The sequence below is a fragment of the Pseudomonas sp. JE3303 genome, from assembly GCF_056312565.1.
The window spans coordinates 1-20,727 of record NZ_JBWGIF010000013.1; the positions used below are offsets into that span (position 1 = coordinate 1).

Below are 20,727 nucleotides of genomic sequence, written 5' to 3' on the forward strand. Positions count from 1 at the left end.
GCAATCTCAAATGACTACTATGATTGCTCATGTGGTCACTTGTGATGCTGATAATCTTGCAGACTATCAGTCCGTACTCACAAGCACCCACACGAATTGCTTGATTCAATTGTTAAAGAGCGGTTGGCCCGAAGCGCTTGGCTTGCTGAACCGAGGTGCGCATTCTACGCTTTCCTCTAAGTCTGTCAAGCGTTTATTTTGAAGTTTTTAACCAGAAAGCTGTTTAACTTCAAACACTTGACTCGCTGCATCGCTGCTAGCGGGAGGCGAATAATACAGTATTGGAAATGGTGGTCAACCCCTACCGGTAAATTCTTTTCCCTCCGGTGGTCATGGCGGCGGTCATCAATATCACCAGCAGCCCATTCCACTCATGCACATCTGCAACAACTGTCTATGCTTTCTCCCATGTGCCAGCGATCTGTCCCCAGATCCGTCGTGCTGGCTTGTTAGCCATCCAGTGGAGAGCAAGCCCATGAAACCCAGCCACCTCCGTACTTGCGCTATTGCTGTTGTCGCAATCATGTCCACCGCTGGCTTCACAGCGCGTGCCGCGGACGTGCCGTTGGGCAGTCATGCGATGGAAGGCCGAATGGTCACGCGTGTGCTGGCCGTTGATCCGGCAAATTATCAGGTCACGCTGGAAGGCCCGGACAAACGCCCCGTACCTGTTCAGCTCACGGATGAAGCCAAGGCCCTGCCCAACCTGAAAGTAGGGGACAAGGTCGAGATCCATGTTATTCGCTCGGTTGCCTATGTGCTTGACACCAATGTGGAGGGTGCACCGGGTGTCAGCGACGAATCAATGACCATTCGCGCCGCCAGGGACAACCCGCATCCAGGCGGAGAAGCGGTACGCCAGGTCAAGGTCACGTCCAAGATCACTCACATTGACCTGAAAAAGCATGAGGTGATGTTGCTTCCTCCCGAGGGAAAAGTGAGTGTCCTCAAGGTGGAGGACCCTGAGCTGCAGGAGCGTATGAAAAAGCTCCAGGTTGGTCAGACAGTCAACGCTGTCTATACCGAAGTCTTGAAGGTCAAAACCTCACGCTAGCAACGCGGACTGGCCAGCGGGGACTGTTTTGATATGAGTGATCTATTCAACGCCGTCGGCCTTGGGCTGCTGGCTCTGCTGCCTCTGACAAATCCTCCCACGAGCGTGGCGCTGTTTCTCGCCCTCAGCAAAGGACTGAGTCCTAGAGAGAAGAGCAGGCAAGCGCTCCTGACATCCTATTATGTCTTTCTCATCATGGCCTGTAGCTACTACATCGGCGAGGTCGTCATGGAGGTCTTCAATATTTCCATTCCCGGCTTGCGCATGGCGGGAGGCGGGATCCTGATCATCATGGGATTGAAGATGCTTTTCCCGCAGCCTCTTCAACCCTCTTCTCTCAAGACCCCTGCACAGGAACAAGCCAGTTTTGCCTTCATCCCGTTAGCCATGCCAAGCACCGCAGGACCGGGGACAATCGCGATGATCATAAGCTCCGCCGCCACGATCAAACACAGCACGCTTTTCCCTGCGTGGGTACTGGTGGCAGCGCCTCCGCTGATTTTCCTGCTTACGTCGCTTGTCCTCTGGGTATGCCTACGCAGCTCGAACATCATCATGAAGGCAATGGGGGATTCGGGCATCGATGCGATATCCCGCCTGATGGGTTTCCTGCTGGTATGCATGGGTGCGCAATTTGCCATCAACGGCTCACTGGAAATATTGCAGACCCTTATCAATAACAACCTTCATCTGGCCCGGCCTCTCTAGCACGCTCCACTTGCCTTGGCCTATGAGTCACTGCTGCTGATCCAGGGTAGTTTCCGTCCAGCTGTCATCCGGATCAAAGCGCCTCATCGACTGCGCCACTGCCTGCGTGCTGGGCCCCAGGTCTTTCTCGAACACTTGTCCTTCATGACTGATCATGAAACTCATCACGCCGGTGTCATCATATTTTTCAGGCCAGGCGACCAGTGCGAACCCCCGGCTCATCTTGTTGTCGATGAGGTAACTGTAGGCACCGCCAGGCGCTGAAGGACCTTGACCTTCGAGGATACGGAAGTGGTAGCCGTGCCAATCCTCGCCAGCAATGAGGTTACCGAACAAAGGGCCCAATGGACTGAGCTGCTCACTGCCGCCCTCCTCCCAGTACAGTCCGTCGTGCTTGCCGGGCGTGCTGAAGATCCTCCGCGCATATTCGAGTGCGCCGTCACCATTACGGTCCACTGACGCATAGTCCATCTGGGCGTCGTGATAGGTCAGTACCGATTGCACTGCAGCGAGCTCATTGGTGCCGATTCGCCGTGCACGGATTTCCGCGCTGCCGGCCTTGATGTCAAATTGCCAACCGCTCTTGGCTTTCATCATGGGTATCGGCAGTGTCCAGTGATCACTCCCAACCGACAGGACCGCTTTGCGCTCGCTGGGCTTTTGAATGTCGTGTTGCTCGCGGTATAGCTTCAGAAATGCATCTACATCACTTCGCTGCACGCCGCCTCGCGGAATAAACATGCGCCAGTCGGCACCCAGCAGTTCAGCCAGGCGAGCCTCATCGGCCCGCTCCGTGCCCAGTGCTTCGACGAACGCTTGAGCAGCCTTTTCCGGCGTCCCGAATGTCTGCTGCGCGGTAACGCTGCCCGACCCTGCCAAGCCAGCAGTTATCGCCACGGCACTGGGCAGCATGCTCATGACAGCCCTGACGCGAGAATGTTTTTTCAACGCCGGCCTCCTCTCTGACGCGCAGGCCCCTGGGACGGCCGACTGATCTGATGGCCGGCTGACCGTGCAGAGCTGGGACGCTGTGCAGATGCCTGGCTGGCCCGGCCGCGAACAGCTTGTGCATTGGCTTGCGACGGAGCACGCGCTCCGGCGAATGCGTTATTGCGGGCGCTGCTTCGGCTGGCGGGCGCTCGTTTGGGGGCAGCCTGCACCTGGCGCGCTTGATCACGAGCCTGGCGATTACTGGTGGCAGGTCTTTCGACACCGTGCCTGGCCATGGAAGTGCGGGCTTTTTCACGAGCCTGCGCGCGTTGGGCATTATCCCCTCGATAGGCCTCACGCTGATTCGCACCGTTCAGTTGTCGGCCATATTATTCACGACTGCGGCTGTCTCGATAGGGAACGCCGTCGCGATGAACGGCGTTGTGCTGCCACTTGCCTTGAGTGCTGGTGATCTGAGTGTTGCGATTGATGTTGTTGTAGCGCTCCACGTCGATGTCGATGTCGTTGTTGCCCCAGTCACAATCCCCCCACAACGAGGCGACGACAGCCACGCCGGTGCCAAACGCAAGTCCGGCCAACAATGCCGAACCCGGGTAATAGGTCGGCGGCGGCGGATAGTACGCAGGTGGTGACGCAGGATAGGACCAGCTGCCGTAGGCGGTGGTCGGGTTATAACTGGGTACGTACACCACCTGCGGATCGGCGGGCTGGACAACGATGGTGGGCGCGCTGCTGGGGGCCGTGACCGGCGGCGACTGGACCGTAACGTTCTGGTACTGGTTGCTCTGCAGGTTGCCCGTCGCCTGGGCCTGACGCCGCAAGCGCTGCACGCTTCCCATGACATCGTCTGGCTGGGCAAGAAAGGCATCACCCAGGCGCTGCACCCAGACGAGATCCTGTCCCAGCGTGGCCAGGACCTGGGGGAACGCAACCAGCGCCTGCACGCTCGGATCCCAGGGCTGGCTTGCCACTTGCCTGACTGCCTCATCGCCTTTGGCGTCCGGGTGAGCTTTGGCCCAGGTCACTGCTTCGGCGACTTCTCCGGGGTATGTCGCAGCCATCAGTATCTGCGCAAGCAATGGATCCGGGTACAGTGCGATGGGCGCCAGCATCTGGTCGAGCTTTTCCGGAGTGAATACCGCGTCCTTGACCGCTGCGGTAGCGGGCGCCGTATCTGCGGCGGCATTTGATATCGCGTCCGCTGACTGCGCCAGGCAAGGATATCCACCGAGAATCAGTAGAGCGGACACGGCGCAAGCTAATGAAATACGCATTGCCTTACCTCCATCTGGCCACGCAGTCCTGAAAAGACCGGGTCGGTGCCAGAAAGTGAAAGCAGGCCAACCTGATGCCCCTGGTAATGTTAGCAAACAGATTTCTGGCTAGACGTCAGGTGTCGGTTTTCCGGATAGGCAGCAGAAGTTATCGCCTGCAGCGCCCCTCAGCCTGGCGCGCTGGTCTGATGAATGGTATTGCGTCCCGCGTTCTTGGCGGCATACAACGCCATGTCCGCCGCATGCAGCCAACGATCGGCATCGGCGAAGTGATCGCCATAGGGCGCGATACCAATGCTCAGGCTCAATGTCATCTCCGGGAGCTCCGGGTCGTGGTACGTCTCGACGGTCTGGCGCAGGCGCTCGAGAATCTCATGGGCGTCATGCGGGGTGGTGCCAGGCAGCATCACGCAGAATTCATCTCCGCCGTAGCGGGCTACCAGGTCGGTCTTGCGCAGATGCGACGCCAGCGTGGCGCCAAGCGTGCGCAGGATATTGTCGCCGGCCAGGTGGCCGTACCGGTCGTTGATCTGCTTGAAGTGGTCAACGTCGATAAGGGCGAGGTTGTTGGGCTGCTGGCTGCGGCGGCAGTGTTCGAACTCGCGCACCAGCAGGTCTTTCCAGGCACCGTGGTTGGCAAGGCCGGTGAGGCTGTCAGTCTTGCTCAACCGCGCCAGCGTGCGTTTGTGCTGGGTGAGCTGGACGGTAACCTGGTAACAGATCAGGCCGATCGCCATGGGATAGATCAGCAGGATTGGCAGACAGGCGAGCATCTGCTCATGGGTGGTTTCAGGAAACAGCGGCGGCATGTACAGCAACAGGCACAGGCCGATCCCCACGGCCTGCGCGCACAACGTCTTGAACAGCATGGGCCAGCCGCCTGCGGCGATCTTGTCCATGGCGATCATCGACAGGATGATCACGCTTGGCAGCGGATTAAGGCCCATCACGCCGGCCCAGCAACCACCCGCGAAGCCGTCGACGATCACGTTTCGCTGTTCTGCGCGAAGAGGGTAGCCGGAGCGTCGGGCGAGCTGGTAGGCCAGGTGCGGCCAGATGAAACCATGTCCGAACAGCAGCACCCAAATCCACCAGCCGGGCTGCAGCGGCCAGATGCCGACCATCACACAGAAAAAGCCCAGCCCCGTTCCCACCGCCCGTGGCACGTACATGCGCTTGGCGAAAGTGAGACCTTTGGTTGTTCGTTCACTCATTTCGAGAAGGTCACCGAATTCAATGCTGTCCTGGATGCACCGGACAGCGGCAAGGCAGGAAGCTGCCTTGGGGTTCGGTGTGGGTGTCATTGTGCCATCACTGAAAATGGAACTTCAAATCCGCTGGTCGATTGTGTGAGCAAGCCCGCCAGCATTTCCAGCGTGTAATCCTTATTCCAGACACCTCCCGCAACACCCACCGATGAACCGCAGCGAACCTCTTGCCCGCCTCGGCGTCCGAAACCTCATGCTCTTCGCCTGGAGGTTGACCTATGAAAGACGCCATTGCCCGCAAGTACCGCCTGGTGGTCAAGACCTTCGGTTATATCGGCTGGTCGCTGTTCTGGCTGCTGGTCTGGGACGTGATGGTCACCATCGAATTCATGCTGTTCTTCAACACTCAGTTCACCTTGCCATTGATGCCATTGACCCTGCTGGGCTCGGCACTGGTGGTACTGGTGAGCTTTCGCAACAGCAGTGCCTACAACCGCTGGTGGGAAGCGCGTACGTTGTGGGGGATGCTGGTCAACAGCTCACGCAGTTATGGGCGCCAGGTGCTCTCGCTGATCGACGATGATGAGGAAGGGGTCAATCCGGTGAAAGCCACTCTGCTGCGCCGGCATATCGCTTACGTGAATTGCCTGGCGGCGCACCTGAAGGGCCGACCGTGCCCTGATGAGCTGATGGCATTCATCCCGCCGAACGAGTTCGAGCGGCGCAACAACTCCAACAATTTCGCCAATGACATCCTGACCGGTTCCGCGGCGATGTTGAGCCGGGAGTACAAGGCAGGCCGTCTGGACACCATTCGCCTTGCCCGGCTGGAGTCGACCATGGTCGACCTGTCCAATGCCCAAGGGGGGATGGAGCGGATCGCCAATACACCCCTTCCCTATCCCTATGTGTACTTTCCACGGCTGTTCATCAGCCTGTTCTGCCTGATCGTACCGGTAGGCCTGGTGGAGACGCTGGGCTGGTTCACGCCGCTGGCTTCGACAGTGGTGGGCTTCATGCTCCTGGCAATCGAGCGGATCGGTACGGACTTGCAGAGCCCGTTCCGGTTCAGTGAGCATCAGATCCAGATGGATACGATCTGCGAGACGATCGAGCGCAATCTCGAGTCGATGCAGCGCGATGCACAATGTGAACGGTTGGTGGTGGGCTGATGGCGGCGCTCAGACTGTCACGTAGCGCTGGCGCAGGAGGTCGCTCAGACCATCCACAAGCAGCACCAGAATGAGCATGGCGATGATGACAGCACTGGCCTGGGATTCCTGAAACAGGCTCAGAGTGGTGTAGAGCATCTGCCCCAACCCACCCGCGCCGACGAAACCCAGCACGCTGGCCATGCGGATGTTGTTCTCCCAGCGGTACAGGCTGTAGGCAAGCAACTGCGGCCAGAGGTTGGGCAAGGTCCCGAAGCAGAAGGCGCTGACCTGACTGGCGCCTTGCAAGCGCAAGGCTGCGGCAGGCTCGGGCGGAGCGTTTTCGAGGGCTTCGGCGAACAGGCGGCCCAGCACGCCCGCAGTGTGCAGCGCCAAGGCCAGGGTGCCCGCGTTGGGCCCCAGGCCTGCGGCGAGTACGGTCAACGCCGCCCACACCAGTTCAGGAATCGCCCTCAGGGCATTGAGCACCAGCCGCGCGGCGCCTTGCAGCGGCCAGCCGAAACGGCCGGCGGCCGGCAAGGCGAGAAGCAAGCCGAGGACCATCGCCAGCAAGGTGCCTAGGCCGGACATCGCCAGAGTCTCCAGCGCGCCGTGCCAGACGGCGCGCAGATGCTCCGCACTCAGGTCAGGACTCAGGAACCGCACTGCGTACCCGCCCATCTGCCCCAGCCCGCCATTTCCAACCAGGGCCTCCAGATCCAGGCTGAGGTAGGCAAAGGAAACCGCGACGGCAGTCAGGATGACGAACACCAACAGCAGGTTGATCAACCGGTTCATGCCAGCCTCCCCCGCAGTACGCGGCTGAGCTGGTCGGCCAGGAACACCAGTACCAGGAACGCCAGCAGCATGCTGGCGACCTCGGCGCCCGCGAACATGCGCATCGACAGGTCGATCTGCTGCCCCAGGCCACCCGCTCCGACGAAGCCCATCACCACAGAGGCGCGCACGGCACATTCCCAGCGGTAGACGGTGTAGGACACCAGCTCCGCCCCGGCGCTGGGAAGGATGCCGTAGAGAAAACCGCTGAGCCGGCCGCTGCCCGCCTGGAGCAGGGCATGGGCCGGGCGCTGGTCGACCGACTCGAAGATCTCCGCGTACACCTTGCCGAGCATGCCGCTGTAGGTGATGGCGATGGCCAGCACACCCGCCGTAGGCCCCAGACCCACGGCGCGGACGAACAGCAGCGCCCAGACGATTTCCGGCACGCTGCGCAGGAATATCAGCAAGCCGCGCACAGGCAGGCGCGCGGCGCGGGACCAGAAACCGGCACGGCCTGCACGTGAAGCAGCGCCCAGCGACAATGCGCGGCTGGCCAGCAAGCTGGCAGGCACCGCGATCACGAAAGCCAGGGCCATGCCGGCGGTGGCAACGGCCAGAGTCTGCAAGGTGCTTTCCAGCAACAGCGCGAGAAAGTCGGGACCGTGGGCCGGCGGCCAGAAGCCACTGACGAAGTTGCCCATCTGCGCACGGTTGTCAGCCTGCATCAATACGCTGGGATCGAGTTCGCTGAGCTGCACACCGGGCCACAGCAACGCCAGGGCCAGAAGCGCCAGCAAGAGTCGCGGCAGGGCCGCCGGGTCACGGGTATCGCGGCTCAGCATCGAGGGATCTGCACGTGCGGCGTGGTCTCAGGCGTGGGCGGTGGGGCCAGCTGTTCGTTGGCGTACAGCGCATCGAGCAGGCTGGGGGTCACGGCCTGCGCCGGACAGTCGAAGGCCACCTGCCCTTCGCGAATACCGACCACTCGGGGGAAGTGCGCCAGCGCCAGCTCGACGGCATGCAGGCTGGCCACCAGGGTCACGCCCTGCTCGCGGGCATGGCGGTTGAGCAGCGCAAGACTGTGGCCTGCCAGCACGGGGTCCATGGCCGACACCGGCTCATCGGCGAGCAGCACCTTGGGCCGCTGGTACAGTGCGCGGGCGATGCCGACACGCTGCAGCTGGCCGCCAGAAAGCTGGCCGCACTGGGCGAACAGCTTGTCGGCCAGGCCCAGGTCAGTCAGCACCTGGCGGGCGCCGGGCACATCCAGCGGGTACAGCAGGTTGAGCAGCCCGCGCAAGGTGCCCCACTGCCCTAGCCGGCCGGCCAGTACCGCCGTCACCACACGCTGGCGCAAGGGCAGCGGCGGCGCCTGGTGCACCAGCCCTACCCGCGCGCGCAGGCTCTGGCGGGCGCGGGCGGACAACCGCCAGGGCTGTTCGCCGAGCAGCTCGAGGCTGCCCTCGCTCAGGCGGCTGGCGGTGGCCATCAGGTGCAGGAGGCTGGACTTGCCAGCCCCGGAAGGCCCGATGATCGCCACACGCTCGCCGGCTTCGATGCTCAGGTCTACGCCTTTAAGGGCCTGTACCTGGCCGTGGCGCAAACCGGCACCGAGCAGGCGGATGCTCACTTGAGCAGTCCGGCGGCGCGTGCGGCTTCCTCGGTGCCTTGGTAATTGTCCGGGCTGGTCTCGATGAAGCGGCTGGCCGCCTGCAAGTCGAGAATGGCCTTTTGTTCAGGGTTCGCCGGGTCGAGGTCGAGGAAGGCCTTCTTGATCTTCTCTTTCAGCGCCGGGTCGAGGCTGCCGCGCACGGTCCAGTTGTAGTCGTAGTAGGTCGGCGTGGTGGCGAACACCTTGACCTTCTGGGTATCGACCTTGCCGGAGGCGACCAGCTTGTCCCAGACGCTGGCGTTGAGCACCCCGGCGTCGACCTTGCCGGCCTGCACCCAGGCAGCGGTGGCATCGTGGGCGCCGGAGTAGGAGATGCGCTTGAAGTAGTCCTCAGGCTTGATGTTGTCGTTCTTGAGCATGAAGTACCTCGGCATCAGGCTGCCCGAGGTGGATGAAATCGAGCCGAAGGCGAAGGTCTTGCCCTTGAGGTCCGCCAGGCTCTTCACGTCAGGATTGGCGGTGATGAACTTGCTGGTGAACTGCGCATCCTGCTCGCGCTGTACCAGAGGCGTGGCGGTCGGATCCTTCAGGTGCACCTGGACGAAAGTGAAGCCGCCCAGCCAGGCCAGATCAAGCCGGTTGCTGGCCAGCGACTCGACCACCGCCGGATAGTCGGCCACGGGCACGAACTGCACCTTCATCCCCAGCTGCTGCTCGAGGTACGCGCCCAGGGGCTTGAACTTGCGCAGCAGCTCGGTCGGCGCTTCGTCGGGAATGGCGCTGACGCGCAGGGTATCGGCGGCCTGGGCGATGACGGCGGAGCAAGACAGCACGAAGCCGGCGGCGAGCGCCAGGGGACGTTTGAACATGTGGATTCTCCGGTTCGATAGCAGGGACAAGGCCGGCGTCTTGCCGACAGGATCGAATTATAAGAGCCGTAGGCGTAAAGGCCAGCTTTGCTACAATCGCGCATCACGATTATCCGAGGTACGTATGAGCGAACCGATCCGTCTGACCCAGTACAGCCATGGCGCCGGTTGCGGCTGCAAGATCTCGCCGAAGGTGCTGGATGTCATCCTGGCCGAAAGCGGCACACAAGCGCTGGACCCCAAGCTGTGGGTCGGCAATGCCTCACGCGACGACGCCGCCGTCTATGCCCTGGACGACGAGCGCGGCGTGGTCTCGACCACCGATTTCTTCATGCCCATCGTCGATGACCCATACGACTTCGGCCGCATCGCCGCCACCAACGCGATCAGCGATATCTACGCCATGGGCGGCGACCCGCTGATGGCCATCGCCATCCTCGGCTGGCCGGTCAATGTGCTGGCCCCGGAGATTGCCCGCGAGGTGATTCGCGGGGGCCGCGCGGTGTGCGCCGAGGCTGGTATTCCACTGGCTGGTGGTCACTCGATCGATGCGCCCGAGCCGATCTTCGGCCTGGCGGTGACCGGCGTGGTCAGCAAGCGCCATCTCAAGCGCAACGACACCGCCGTCGCGGGGTGCCGCCTTTACCTGACCAAGCCGCTGGGCATCGGTATCCTGACCACGGCCGAGAAGAAGTCCAAGCTGCGCGATCAGGACCAGGGCCTGGCGCGGGACTGGATGTGTACCCTGAACACGCCCGGCAGCCGTTTCGGCAAGCTGGACGGGGTGTTGGCGATGACCGACGTGACCGGCTTCGGCTTGCTGGGCCATCTGGTCGAGCTGGCTGAAGGCAGCGGGCTGACCGCGCACCTGCAGTACGAAGCGGTACCGCGCCTGCCGGGCATCGAGTACTACCTGGCTGAAGGCTGTGTACCGGGCGGCACCCTGCGCAACTACGACAGCTACGGCCACAAACTGGGCGCCCTGACCGATGACCAGAAGCACCTGCTGTGCGATCCGCAGACCAGCGGCGGCCTGCTGGTGGCCGTGACCGGAGAGGGTGAAGCGGAGTTTCTTGCCGTGGCTGCAGAACTGGGCCTGTCGCTTGCCCCGATCGGCACCCTGGTCGAGCGACAGAGCCACGCGGTCGAGGTGCTGTGATGCGCGACGACTGCACCGATTACCGCCAGCTGTTTCTCGATGACGTGCCGCTGATGGACATGCGCGCCCCTGTCGAATTCGCCAAGGGCGCCTTCCCTGGTGCCATCAACCTGCCGCTGATGAACGACCATGAGCGCGAGAAGGTCGGTACCTGCTTCAAGCAGCATGGTCAGGCCGCCGCCATCACGCTGGGGCACCAACTGGTCCAGGGCCATGAAAAAGAGGTGCGCCTCGAGGCGTGGGCCGCTTTCGCCAGGGAAAACCCGCAGGGATACCTGTATTGCTTCCGTGGCGGACTGCGGTCGCAGATCGTGCAGCAGTGGCTCAGGGATGAAGCGGGCATTGAATACCCCCGGGTGATCGGTGGCTACAAGGCGATGCGCAACTTCCTGCTGGGCGCGACGCTTGAGGCGGTGCAGACGTGTGATTTCGTGCTGATCGGCGGTCTCACCGGTACCGGCAAGACCGATGTCCTGCAAGAGCTCGACAACGTGCTGGACCTTGAGGGCCATGCCAATCACCGTGGCTCGAGCTTCGGCAAGCGTGCCACCGGGCAGCCGGCGCAGATCAATTTCGAGAACCGCCTGGCGGTGGATATCCTCAAGAAACGCGCACGCGGCATCGAGCAGTTCGTGCTCGAGGACGAAGGCCGTATCGTGGGCAGCTGCGCGGTGCCGCTGGAGTTGTACCAGGGCATGAAGCAGTACCCGATGGTGTGGCTGGAGGACAGCTTCGGCAATCGGGTCGAGCGCATCCTGCGCGATTACGTGGTCAACCTGAGCGCAGAGTTCATCGGGGTCCACGGGCTGGAGGCTGGCCCGCTGCTGTTCGCCGACCGCCTGCGTCAAAGCCTGGTGAACATCCGCAAGCGTCTGGGCGGCGAGCGCTACCAGCGCCTGGCCGACCTGCTGCAGCAGGCACTGGATGTGCAGCTGCGCACGGGCGAGGTCGACTTGCACCGCGCATGGATCGAAGGGCTGCTCCACGAGTACTACGACCCGATGTACGCGTATCAACGCGAGGCCAACAAGGAGCGCATCGAGTTCGCCGGCGACCGCGTGGAAGTCCGCGAGTACCTGCGCGGCCGCGCGCGCCGCCAACCGCGGCCGGTCAGCGCTCGGGGTTGAGCACCCGCTCCAGCTCGTCGGCGCGGTCGCGGCGCATGTCGAGCTCGCACATGGCACCCTGGATGCGATCGATGCTGCCGCCGCTGACCCGGCCCATGAAACCGCAGTTGCCTTCGCGGTATTTGATCCAGCTGCGCTGCGCCTCGCGCAGGCGCTTCTGCGAATCGCTGTCGAGCTTGGCCATGAGCTGTTCGTAGACCGTGTTCAAGCGGTCGTCCTGCCCTTGCGTTTCAGACTGGATACAGCTGCTCATGGCCAAGGTACTGGAGGCCTTGTCCATGCATTGGGTGTAGTCCTGAGCCTGGGCAGTGATGCTCGTGAGAGCCACGGTTGCCAGCAGGTATCGATTGAACATCGGAAAGTCCCTTCGGTTACTGATCTATGCAACAGCGCAAGTCATGTTACGCGAGGCTGCTGCCGATACTCCGGCGGCATCAGTGCCTTGCCGGGTTCGAAATGCAGCGAAGGCATCTGCGTAGCGGCGTAAAGGGCACAGCCCAGGATTACCAGCAGCAGCCCGTCGAGCGGCCGCCAGCGCGGCATCTCGGCCGCCTCGCGTACTTGCCAGCACCACCACCCCTGCCCTGCACTGAACACCAGGATCGACAACAGCCAGAGCCAGAAACCCGCGCCGAGAGCCGTGACGTCATGAAACGCATAACTGCGATTATCCGGCAGGCGCTCAATGCCGATCGTGCCGCAGGCCAGGTAAAGCGCTGTCAGGCCGAGCACAAGTGCCAGGCGCCTGAAGCGCCGGCGACACAGCATCGCCAGCGCCAGCAGCGGATTGGCGAACCAATGGAACAACCCGAACGGCACGCCCCAGGCGCCATACAACAGCATCTGCAACGCGGGCATGTGCCCGCCGTTGGTCATCTTCGCGCCGTCAAAGCACAGGCTCAGCAAATACAACAGCAGGCTGACGGTCAGGTAACGGGCAGGCACTCAAGGCTCCGGTATGGTCGGTAAAAACCGACCATACCGGAGCGCTCGCCTCTCACGCCACCTGCTCGCCTTCATCCCGCCAGAGCGGCTCGTTGGCTTCCAGCGGCGGCATGCCGTAGGCGGCGCGCGCGGCGTCGCAACTGGGGTTGTGCACGCCATCGACCCAGGAGGCCTCGAATTCGCGGCAGGGGCTCGATCGCTCACTGTATAGCGTACAAGCGACCTGGCTGCCGATCTCCCCGGACAGCCCCACACATCGGCAGGGCTTGCTGTCGGTGCCGATCATCGCCACCCGCGTGGGGTTGATCTGCACCACAAGGTCATCTGGCACCACCCCCCCGGCCGAAGCGCACTCGCCCCAGAAGAAGGACACACGGAAATACCCGCAGCAGGCGCCGCAGTTCAAACAAGGATTATGTTCGGACATGATTGGAAGGAAGAGAGAGGGAAGGGATTTATCGTTATTGGAGGGCCTGGCCCAGGGCGCTAGTTGTAATGCATGCGCGGGGCGCTGAGAAGGGGGTCGTGAAGAAAAAGATCGGGGGCAGACCGGTGGTCCGGACCTGCCCCGTCGCCGCGGTTACTTCTGCGTCAGGCCGTCAGCCCGGAACATCTGCCGGATGCCGCGGATGGCCTGGCGGATACGGTCCTGGTTCTCGATCAGGGCGAAGCGTACGTGATCGTCGCCGTAGTCCCCGAAACCGATGCCAGGCGATACGCAGACCTTGGCCTCGGCCAGCATCTTCTTGGCGAACTCCAGCGACCCCAGGTGCGCATAGGCTTCGGGGATCTTCGCCCAGACGTACATCGAGGCCTTGGGGTTCTCGACCATCCAGCCCATCTCGTGCAGCCCCTTGACCAGCAGGTTGCGGCGCTGGCGATACTGCTCGGCGATGTCGCGCACGCATTGCTGGTCACCTTCGAGCGCCGCGATGGCCGCGACCTGCAACGGGGTGAAGGTGCCGTAGTCGTGGTAGCTCTTGATCCGCGCCAGGGCGTTCACCAGCTCCGGGTTGCCGACCATGAAGCCGATCCGCCAGCCCGCCATGTTGTAGCTCTTGGACAGGGTGAAGAATTCCACCGCGATGTCCTTGGCGCCGGGTACCTGCATGATCGACGGGGCCTTCCAGCCGTCGTAGACGATGTCGGCGTAGGCCAGGTCGTGAACCACGAGCACATCGTACTGCTTTGCCAGCGCCACCACACGTTCGAAGAAGTCGAGTTCGACGCATTGGGCCGTGGGGTTGGAAGGGAAACCCAGGATCATCATTTTCGGCTTGGGGATCGATTCGCGGATCGCCCGTTCCAGCTCGTTGAAGAAGTCCACACCCGGTACCAGCGGCACCGACCGCACCTGGGCACCCGCGATGACCGCACCGTAGATATGGATCGGGTAGCTGGGATTGGGCACCAGCACGGTGTCGCCCTGGTCGAGCGTGGCGAGCATCAGATGCGCCAGGCCTTCCTTGGAGCCGATGGTAACGATCGCTTCGCTTTCGGGGTCGATGTCGACCTGGTAGCGGTCCTGGTACCAGCGCGAGATAGCGCGGCGCAGACGCGGAATGCCCCGGGAGGTGGAATAGCCGTGGGTGTCTTCACGCTGGGCAACCTGCACCATCTTCTCGACGATATGCGGCGGCGTGGCGCCGTCGGGGTTACCCATGCTGAGGTCGATGATGTCCTCGCCACGACGGCGCGCGGCCATCTTGAGTTCGGCGGTGATGTTGAAGACGTAGGGGGGGAGACGATCGATGCGCGCAAAGCGGCGCGGCGAACCTGGGTTGGCCATGATTTCCTCGAAGACGTAAGCGCCCGGAACCGTCCGAGCGACGTTGGCCACTGCGGTGGCCGAGGAAGAAGATAAATGCGCAGGGTGTGGGTTGTAAAGGCAAAAAAAAACGCCCCGGCAAGCCGGGGCGTTCTTGTACAACAGGCAACTGTCAGCGTGCGTACGTCATCAGCACTTCGCCAGCGGTCTGGCTGTCCACCGACATCATCACGCTCAGGGCGGTGACGGTGAGGATGGAGAAGCCAAATACCTTGCGCGCCCACTTGCTGTCATCTTCGGCCTTGTAGCCACCCCAGGCCATGTACAGCCAGTACAGGCCCATGCCGGCAGCAACTGCCAGGTAACCCAGACCGGCATAGCCGCCCAGGGTCAGCATCAGGGTCGCCAGCACGAATGCCAGGATGTACAGCAGGATCTGCTTCTTCGCCGCGAGAATACCGCGCGCCACCGGCAGGACCGGAATCTTGGCAGCGCTGTAATCGTTGAAGCGGAAAATGGCGATCGCATAGCTGTGCGGCATCTGCCACAGGCTGAACATCACCAGCAGGGTCACTGCCGCCAGGTCGAAGCTGTTGCTCACGGCGCAGTAGCCGATCACCGGAGGCATGGCACCCGACAGGCTGCCGACCAAGGTGCCGTGCACCGATTTGCGCTTCAGCCAGAGGCTGTAGAAACCCACGTAGATGACAAAGCCGATCAGGCCGCACAAGGCCGCCAACGGGTTGGCCTTGAAGTACAGCAGACCCAGGCCGACCACCCCCAGGAGGGTGGCGTAGCCCAGCGCTACGGGCAGTGACATGTCGCCCATCACCATGGCGCGGTTCTTGGTACGTTCCATCTTCTGGTCGATGTCACGGTCGATGCAGTTGTTGAACACGCAACCGGACGCCACCACCAGAGAAGTACCGATCACCACCGCCAGGAACAGGGCGAAATCGACATGCCCCTGCGCAGCAAGGAAGAAGCCGCCTGCCACGGAAAGCACGTTACCGAAAATGATCCCCGGTTTGGTGATTTGGATAAAGTGCTTAACGGACATGCGGTCTTACCTCACTTGGCCATCATCGAAGTATGGATGCTGAACATGATCCACAGCGACAGGCCGACCAACAGTGCAATGACCATCACGGTGAACAGGAAGGTCGAGACGTTCGAGCGCTGCTCTTTCGAACGGTCCAGGTGCAGGAAGTACACCAGGTGGACGACAACCTGGATCGCGGCGAGCGCGACCACGATCATGATGGTCAGGTCCTTCGGCAGGCTAGGGAACATCACCAGGCCGAACGGGATCGCGGTCAGGATCACCGACAGGACGAAGCCGATCATGTACGACTTCACGCTGCCGTGATTGCCTTCGTGATGAGTGTCGTGTGCATTGGCCATTACAGAACCCCCAGCAGGTAGACGACGGTGAATACGCAGATCCAGACTACGTCCAGGAAGTGCCAGAACAGGCTCAGGCAGCTCATGCGCGTCTTGGAGGTCGCGGTGATGCCGTGCTTGTTGATCTGGTACATCAGGATCGCCATCCAGATCAGGCCGCAGGTCACGTGCAGACCGTGGGTGCCTACCAGGGCGAAGAAGCCCGACAGGAAACCACTGCGCTGCGGGCCGAAGCCAGCCTCGATCAGGTGATGGAACTCGTAGACTTCCATCGCGATGAAGCCGGCACCGAACAGGAAGGTGACCGCCAGCCAGCCGAGGACACCGGCCTTGTTGCCTTTGAACATCTGCAGCATGGCGAAACCGAAGGTGATGCTGGAGAACAGCAGCAGGCCGGTTTCGACAGCCACGAAGGGCAGTTCGAAGATGTCATGACCCGACGGGCCGCCGGCAAAACTGCCGGACAGCACCGCGTAGGTAGCGAAGAGCGACGCAAAGAGAATGCAGTCGGTCATCAGGTACAGCCAGAACCCCAGTACGGTGTTCTGACCCGAGTCGTGGTGGTGATCATCGTGCCCATGGTCGTGACCATGAGCACCAGCGTTGATTACTTGACTGGACATTGATTAAACCCGCTCAAACGATTCGACACGGGCGCCACCGGTAGCGACGCCAGCCAGGCGCAGGGCCTTCTGGTGTTCAGCTTCGATACGCGCCACTTCCTCGGCCGGAACCATGTAGCCCTGGTCGTCACGTGCAGCGTGGCGAACGAAGACCGCGATGGTTGCTACCAGGCTCGCGCCCACCAGCCACCAGATGTGCCAGATGAATGCAAAACCGAATACCGCCAGCAGCAGGCCCATGAACACACCGGTCGACGTGTTGTTAGGCATGTGGATCGCTTCGTACTTGGCCGGAACCTTGTAGGCGACGCCCGCTTCCTTGGCTTCGTGCCAGGCATCCAGGCCGACTTTCTCTGGCATGGTGGCGAAGTTGTAGAACGGAGGTGGCGACGAAGTCGACCATTCCAGGGTACGGCCGCCCCATGGGTCGCCGGTCACGTCGCGGTTCTCGTTGCGATCGCGCACCGACACGTACAGCTGGATCAGCTGGCATGCGATACCGAAGGCAATCAGCACGGCGCCGCAGACGGCTACGTACAGGTAGGGTTCCCACAGTGGGTTGTCGGTGTGGTTCAGGCGACGGGTCATGCCCATGAAGCCCAGCGCGTACAGCGGCATGAAGGCCACGTAGAAGCCGGAGATCCAGAACCAGAAGGCAGCCTTGCCCCAACGCTCGTTCAGGGTGAAGCCGAACGCTTTCGGGAACCAGAACGCGAAGCCTGCGATGTAGCCGAATACAGCGCCACCGATGATCACGTTGTGGAAGTGAGCGATCACGAACAGGCTGTTGTGCAGTACGAAGTCAGCACCTGGTACGGCCAGCAATACGCCGGTCATGCCACCGATGGAGAAGGTGACCATGAAGCCCAGGGTCCAGAGCACTGGCGCGGTGAAGCGCAGACGGCCCTGGTAGATCGTGAACAGCCAGTTGAACAGCTTCACACCCGTCGGGATCGAGATCAGCATCGTCGCCAACCCGAAGAAGGTGTTGACGCTGGCGCCAGAGCCCATGGTGAAGAAGTGGTGCAGCCAGACCGCGAAGCCCAGGATGGCGATCGCACCCGATGCGTAGATCATCGCGTGGTGGCCGAACAGGCGCTTGCTGGTGAAGGTCGAAGTGACTTCCGAGAACACGCCGAACGCCGGCAGGATCAGGATGTACACCTCAGGGTGACCCCATGCCCAGAACAGGTTGACGTACATCATCGGATTCCCACCAAGCTCGTTGGTGAAAATGTGGAAGTCCATGTAACGGTCAAGTGTCAGCAAGGCAAGAGCGGCAGTCAGGATCGGGAACGAAGCGACGATCAGGACGTTGGCCCAGGTGCAGGTCCAGGTGAAGATCGGCATGTCCATCAGCTTCATGCCAGGGGCACGCATCTTCATCACGGTGACGAGGAAGTTGACGCCTGTCAGCGTTGTCCCTAGACCTGATAGCTGTAGCGCCCAGATGTAGTAGTCGACACCGACCCCGGGACTGTATTGCAGGCCCGAAAGAGGCGGATAGGCAACCCAGCCGGTCTTGGCGAATTCGCCGACGCCCAGGGACAGGTTGACCAGGATCACGCCAGCAACCAGCAACCAGAAGCTCAGGGAGTTCAGGAACGGGAAGGCAACGTCACGTGCACCGATCTGCAGAGGCAGGGCCAGGTTCATCAGGCCGGTGAAGAACGGCATCGCCATGAAGATGATCATGATCACACCGTGGGCGGTGAAGATCTGGTCATAGTGCTCAGGCGGCAGGTAGCCTTCGGAGCCGCTGGTGGCAAGCGCCTGCTGGCTGCGCATCATGATGGCGTCGGCAAAGCCGCGCAGCAGCATGACCATCGCGACGATGATGTACATCACGCCGATTTTCTTGTGGTCGACCGAAGTCAGCCACTCGCTCCACAAGTAGTTCCACTTGCGGAAATAGGTGATACCACCGGCAACAGCGATCCCGCCGAGCGCGATTATGGCAAGTGTCACCATAACTATCGGCTCGTGGAAGGGTATCGCCTCCAGACTTAGTTTACCGAACATCTCTTACTCCTCTGCCCCGGCAGCTGGTTGCTTACTCGAGTCCACACCTTCGGTAGTGGCCAGATCCTTGCTGCCTGCTTCTTCGTGGACGACAGGCTTGCCACGGTTCATGCCTTCGTACTTGTCGACGATGGACTGGAACGTGTCGGCCGATGCCTCGCTGTACAGCATTACTGGGTTGTTTTCGCTTGGTTTGATCAAGGCTTCGTATTCGGCCTTGTTCAGCGTCTTCGGCGACTGCTTGACTTCGTTGACCCATGCCTCGAAATCAGCCTGGGAAGTAGCAGTGGCCTTGAACTTCATGCCGGTGAAGCCGGCGCCGCTGTAGTTGGCGGAAATACCGTCAAACACACCGTTTTCGTTGGCGATCAGGTGCAGCTTGGTGGTCATGCCCGCCATCGCGTAGATCTGGCCGCCCAGGCCCGGGATGAAGAACGAGTTCATCACGGAATCGGAGGTCACGCGGAAGTTGACCGGGGTATTGGCCGGGAAGACGATCTTGTTGACCGTGGCAATGCCCTGTTCCGGGTAGATGAACAGCCATTTCCAGTCCAGCGCCACGACGTCGATCAGCACCGGCTTCACATCGGAATCCAGTGGGCGATACGGGTCCAGCGAGTGGGTGGTCTTGTAGGTGACATAGCCCAGGGCGATGATGATCAGCACCGGGATGGCCCATACGGCGGCTTCGATCTTGGTGGAGTGCGACCAGTCCGGGGTATAGGTGGCTGCCTTGTTGGAAGCACGATACTTCCAGGCGAATGCCAAGGTCATGATAATGACCGGCACCACCACCAGCAGCATCAGCCCGGTAGCGATCAGGATCAGGTTCTTTTGCTCAATGCCGACCTGGCCCTTCGGGTCGAGCAGGGTCCAGTTGCACCCACTGAGTAAAAGCATGCCTAAAAAGGGCAGAATGCCAAACAGTCTGGGGTAACGCTTTTTACTCATCTCACGACCTCTAGATCAGCTTGCTTCAATGCAATTTGGTGTTTTGGTCGCCAACACTTCGTCCTGCCAAGCGTCAGCATTTGGGGCGAATCGCTCATGCCTGGCCTCCGACTGCAAGGAGCAGGGCATCGAGCGGGTCTACGGTACTTTTGCAGATTTCGAAGGCCAGAGGCCTGATTTCAGACCAAGTCCGTTTGGTGCGGAAAATCGCGGAGGGAAGTCCGCCCGGTATCGCCGTGGGCGATACTTGTCGAAGTCAGCAAAAAAGAGCCTTGGCCCCCTTTAATCCTGCGACTCGCAAGCAGTGCCGAACGGAAATTGGGGGCGATTGTAGATAGGTCGCCAACCCTTGACTATGACTTATTGAGCAACAGTCCTTTACAGGATATGTAACAATGCTGCTCAAAAAATCAGCTTCGCGACAGTTTGTCGCACCCTGCTCGGCAAGCGCGGAACCCGCTTGCCGCAAGGGTTTGCTGGGGGTCGGGATGAACTGGGGAGCGACTTCTGGCAGTCGGTAGACTACAGGACAGGCTTGCATCAAGTCGGGACTTTGGTCTAAGTCCGACGGCGGTTCCGGTAGATGCCCAGAGGCACCAGGACGGCTGTCAGAACAAACGCCGCAAGTGCCCATTGCGCCAGGGAAAGACCCAGTACCGGCGGATAGGGCGTCGAGCAGAAGCCATCGACCTGGAAGGCCAGCGGCCAGACCCGCGCCAGAGGCAGGTCATCGACAATCGGTTGCAGGGTATCGATGCCACAACTGACTGCGGGGTTGGCGAGTATATACACATGGTTGCCCGCCGCAACGATTCCGCCCACGGCGCTGAGCACGACCAGCCCCTCGAACAGGGTCAGGCTGCGCCGGCCGGGCATGGCCGCGGCAATGAACGCGAACACTGCGATCAGCAGCAATGCATAGCGCTGCAGGATGCACAACGGGCAAGGTGCTTCGCCAAGCACGACCTGCATGTAGAGGGCCCCGCCGATCAGCGCGAGACAGATCACGCCCAGCAGCACGAGAAAGCGCCTTTCCCTGTTCAGGCGGGATGTTTGTTCGATCATTGCCGTTTCCTTCGATGGATAGTGGCTGCGCCAGGCGATGGCAGTGCCCCTGCGCG

Annotated in this window: 21 protein-coding genes and 2 pseudogenes; 6 read left to right on the top strand and 17 right to left on the bottom strand. The window is 61.4% G+C overall.

Features of this window, described 5'->3' with window-relative positions:
- The 3 genes and pseudogenes from AC0ZZU_RS18400 to AC0ZZU_RS18410 all read left to right on the top strand — a co-directional run.
- Positions 1-202 (top strand): annotated as a pseudogene (locus tag AC0ZZU_RS18400) (hypothetical protein); the annotation flags it as partial.
- Between the two features lie 273 nt (positions 203-475).
- Complete coding sequence (locus tag AC0ZZU_RS18405) at positions 476-1,054, top strand: hypothetical protein (RefSeq protein ID WP_476342601.1); 579 nt, start codon at positions 476-478, stop codon at positions 1,052-1,054.
- A gap of 33 nt (positions 1,055-1,087) precedes the next feature.
- Positions 1,088-1,762: a MarC family NAAT transporter gene (locus tag AC0ZZU_RS18410; RefSeq protein WP_476342603.1), complete on the top strand. Its 675-nt coding sequence runs from the start codon at positions 1,088-1,090 to the stop codon at positions 1,760-1,762.
- A gap of 27 nt (positions 1,763-1,789) precedes the next feature.
- On the opposite strand, the gene AC0ZZU_RS18415 is transcribed toward AC0ZZU_RS18410, so the two are convergent.
- From AC0ZZU_RS18415 to AC0ZZU_RS18425, 3 genes and pseudogenes are all read right to left on the bottom strand, one after another.
- Complete coding sequence (locus AC0ZZU_RS18415) at positions 1,790-2,674, bottom strand: DUF2950 domain-containing protein (RefSeq protein ID WP_476342832.1); 885 nt, start codon at positions 2,672-2,674, stop codon at positions 1,790-1,792.
- 32 nt (positions 2,675-2,706) lie between these two features.
- A pseudogene (locus tag AC0ZZU_RS18420) lies at positions 2,707-3,987 on the bottom strand (DUF3300 domain-containing protein).
- Positions 3,988-4,154: 167 nt separating this feature from the next.
- Positions 4,155-5,201: a diguanylate cyclase gene (locus AC0ZZU_RS18425; RefSeq protein ID WP_476342604.1), complete on the bottom strand. Its 1,047-nt coding sequence runs from the start codon at positions 5,199-5,201 to the stop codon at positions 4,155-4,157.
- 272 nt (positions 5,202-5,473) lie between these two features.
- Here AC0ZZU_RS18425 and AC0ZZU_RS18430 point away from each other — a divergent pair, with 272 nt between their 5' ends.
- On the top strand, positions 5,474-6,367 hold the full coding sequence (locus tag AC0ZZU_RS18430; protein WP_476342606.1) for a bestrophin family protein: 894 nt from the start codon (positions 5,474-5,476) through the stop codon (positions 6,365-6,367).
- Between the two features lie 9 nt (positions 6,368-6,376).
- On the opposite strand, the gene phnE is transcribed toward AC0ZZU_RS18430, so the two are convergent.
- The 4 genes from phnE to AC0ZZU_RS18450 are packed head-to-tail and all read right to left on the bottom strand — an operon-like array spanning position 6,377 to position 9,607.
- Positions 6,377-7,144: a phosphonate ABC transporter, permease protein PhnE gene (gene phnE, locus AC0ZZU_RS18435; RefSeq protein WP_476342607.1), complete on the bottom strand. Its 768-nt coding sequence runs from the start codon at positions 7,142-7,144 to the stop codon at positions 6,377-6,379.
- The gene (locus AC0ZZU_RS18440; protein WP_476342608.1) at positions 7,141-7,968 is read right to left on the bottom strand and encodes a PhnE/PtxC family ABC transporter permease; all 828 of its coding nucleotides are present in this window, start codon (positions 7,966-7,968) and stop codon (positions 7,141-7,143) included. Before AC0ZZU_RS18440 ends, phnE begins: the two co-directional genes overlap by 4 nt.
- Positions 7,962-8,756 carry a phosphonate ABC transporter ATP-binding protein gene (locus AC0ZZU_RS18445; RefSeq protein ID WP_476342609.1) on the bottom strand — a complete coding sequence of 265 codons (795 nt, stop codon included), beginning with the start codon at positions 8,754-8,756 and terminating at the stop codon, positions 7,962-7,964. Before AC0ZZU_RS18445 ends, AC0ZZU_RS18440 begins: the two co-directional genes overlap by 7 nt.
- On the bottom strand, positions 8,753-9,607 hold the full coding sequence (locus tag AC0ZZU_RS18450) for a putative selenate ABC transporter substrate-binding protein (protein ID WP_476342611.1): 855 nt from the start codon (positions 9,605-9,607) through the stop codon (positions 8,753-8,755). The genes AC0ZZU_RS18445 and AC0ZZU_RS18450 overlap by 4 nt, the downstream gene beginning before the upstream one ends.
- 124 nt (positions 9,608-9,731) lie before the next feature.
- On the opposite strand from AC0ZZU_RS18450, the gene selD reads away from it, so the two are divergent.
- Both selD and mnmH read left to right on the top strand, forming a co-directional pair.
- Positions 9,732-10,766, top strand: coding sequence for a selenide, water dikinase SelD (gene selD, locus AC0ZZU_RS18455; RefSeq protein WP_476342613.1), 1,035 nt, complete (start codon positions 9,732-9,734; stop codon positions 10,764-10,766).
- Positions 10,766-11,893, top strand: coding sequence for a tRNA 2-selenouridine(34) synthase MnmH (mnmH, locus tag AC0ZZU_RS18460; protein WP_476342615.1), 1,128 nt, complete (start codon positions 10,766-10,768; stop codon positions 11,891-11,893). Before selD ends, mnmH begins: the two co-directional genes overlap by 1 nt.
- On the opposite strand, the gene AC0ZZU_RS18465 is transcribed toward mnmH, so the two are convergent.
- The 10 genes from AC0ZZU_RS18465 to AC0ZZU_RS18510 all read right to left on the bottom strand — a co-directional run bounded on the left by AC0ZZU_RS18465 (position 11,877) and on the right by AC0ZZU_RS18510 (position 20,671).
- Positions 11,877-12,248 carry a lysozyme inhibitor LprI family protein gene (locus AC0ZZU_RS18465; RefSeq protein ID WP_476342616.1) on the bottom strand — a complete coding sequence of 124 codons (372 nt, stop codon included), beginning with the start codon at positions 12,246-12,248 and terminating at the stop codon, positions 11,877-11,879. The genes mnmH and AC0ZZU_RS18465 overlap by 17 nt on opposite strands.
- Before the next feature lie 41 nt (positions 12,249-12,289).
- Positions 12,290-12,838 (bottom strand): hypothetical protein, encoded by a 549-nt coding sequence (locus AC0ZZU_RS18470; protein ID WP_476342618.1) that lies wholly within the window; start codon positions 12,836-12,838, stop codon positions 12,290-12,292.
- 52 nt (positions 12,839-12,890) lie between these two features.
- On the bottom strand, positions 12,891-13,265 hold the full coding sequence (locus AC0ZZU_RS18475; protein ID WP_476342620.1) for a YkgJ family cysteine cluster protein: 375 nt from the start codon (positions 13,263-13,265) through the stop codon (positions 12,891-12,893).
- Positions 13,266-13,418: 153 nt separating this feature from the next.
- Complete coding sequence (alaC, locus tag AC0ZZU_RS18480; protein WP_324121786.1) at positions 13,419-14,627, bottom strand: alanine transaminase; 1,209 nt, start codon at positions 14,625-14,627, stop codon at positions 13,419-13,421.
- A 151-nt stretch (positions 14,628-14,778) separates the two neighbouring features.
- The gene (cyoE, locus tag AC0ZZU_RS18485) at positions 14,779-15,666 is read right to left on the bottom strand and encodes a heme o synthase (protein WP_476342622.1); all 888 of its coding nucleotides are present in this window, start codon (positions 15,664-15,666) and stop codon (positions 14,779-14,781) included.
- An 11-nt stretch (positions 15,667-15,677) separates the two neighbouring features.
- Positions 15,678-16,010 carry a cytochrome o ubiquinol oxidase subunit IV gene (gene cyoD / locus AC0ZZU_RS18490; protein WP_476342624.1) on the bottom strand — a complete coding sequence of 111 codons (333 nt, stop codon included), beginning with the start codon at positions 16,008-16,010 and terminating at the stop codon, positions 15,678-15,680.
- Positions 16,010-16,633 (bottom strand): cytochrome o ubiquinol oxidase subunit III, encoded by a 624-nt coding sequence (gene cyoC / locus AC0ZZU_RS18495; protein ID WP_476342625.1) that lies wholly within the window; start codon positions 16,631-16,633, stop codon positions 16,010-16,012. The genes cyoD and cyoC overlap by 1 nt, the downstream gene beginning before the upstream one ends.
- A 3-nt stretch (positions 16,634-16,636) precedes the next feature.
- Entirely contained in the window at positions 16,637-18,655 is a 2,019-nt protein-coding gene (gene cyoB, locus AC0ZZU_RS18500) for a cytochrome o ubiquinol oxidase subunit I (RefSeq protein WP_476342626.1), read from the bottom strand.
- Positions 18,656-18,658: 3 nt separating this feature from the next.
- Entirely contained in the window at positions 18,659-19,606 is a 948-nt protein-coding gene (gene cyoA, locus AC0ZZU_RS18505; RefSeq protein WP_476342628.1) for a ubiquinol oxidase subunit II, read from the bottom strand.
- Between the two features lie 558 nt (positions 19,607-20,164).
- Positions 20,165-20,671: a disulfide bond formation protein B gene (locus tag AC0ZZU_RS18510; protein WP_476342629.1), complete on the bottom strand. Its 507-nt coding sequence runs from the start codon at positions 20,669-20,671 to the stop codon at positions 20,165-20,167.
- Between the last annotated feature and the right edge of the window lie 56 nt (positions 20,672-20,727).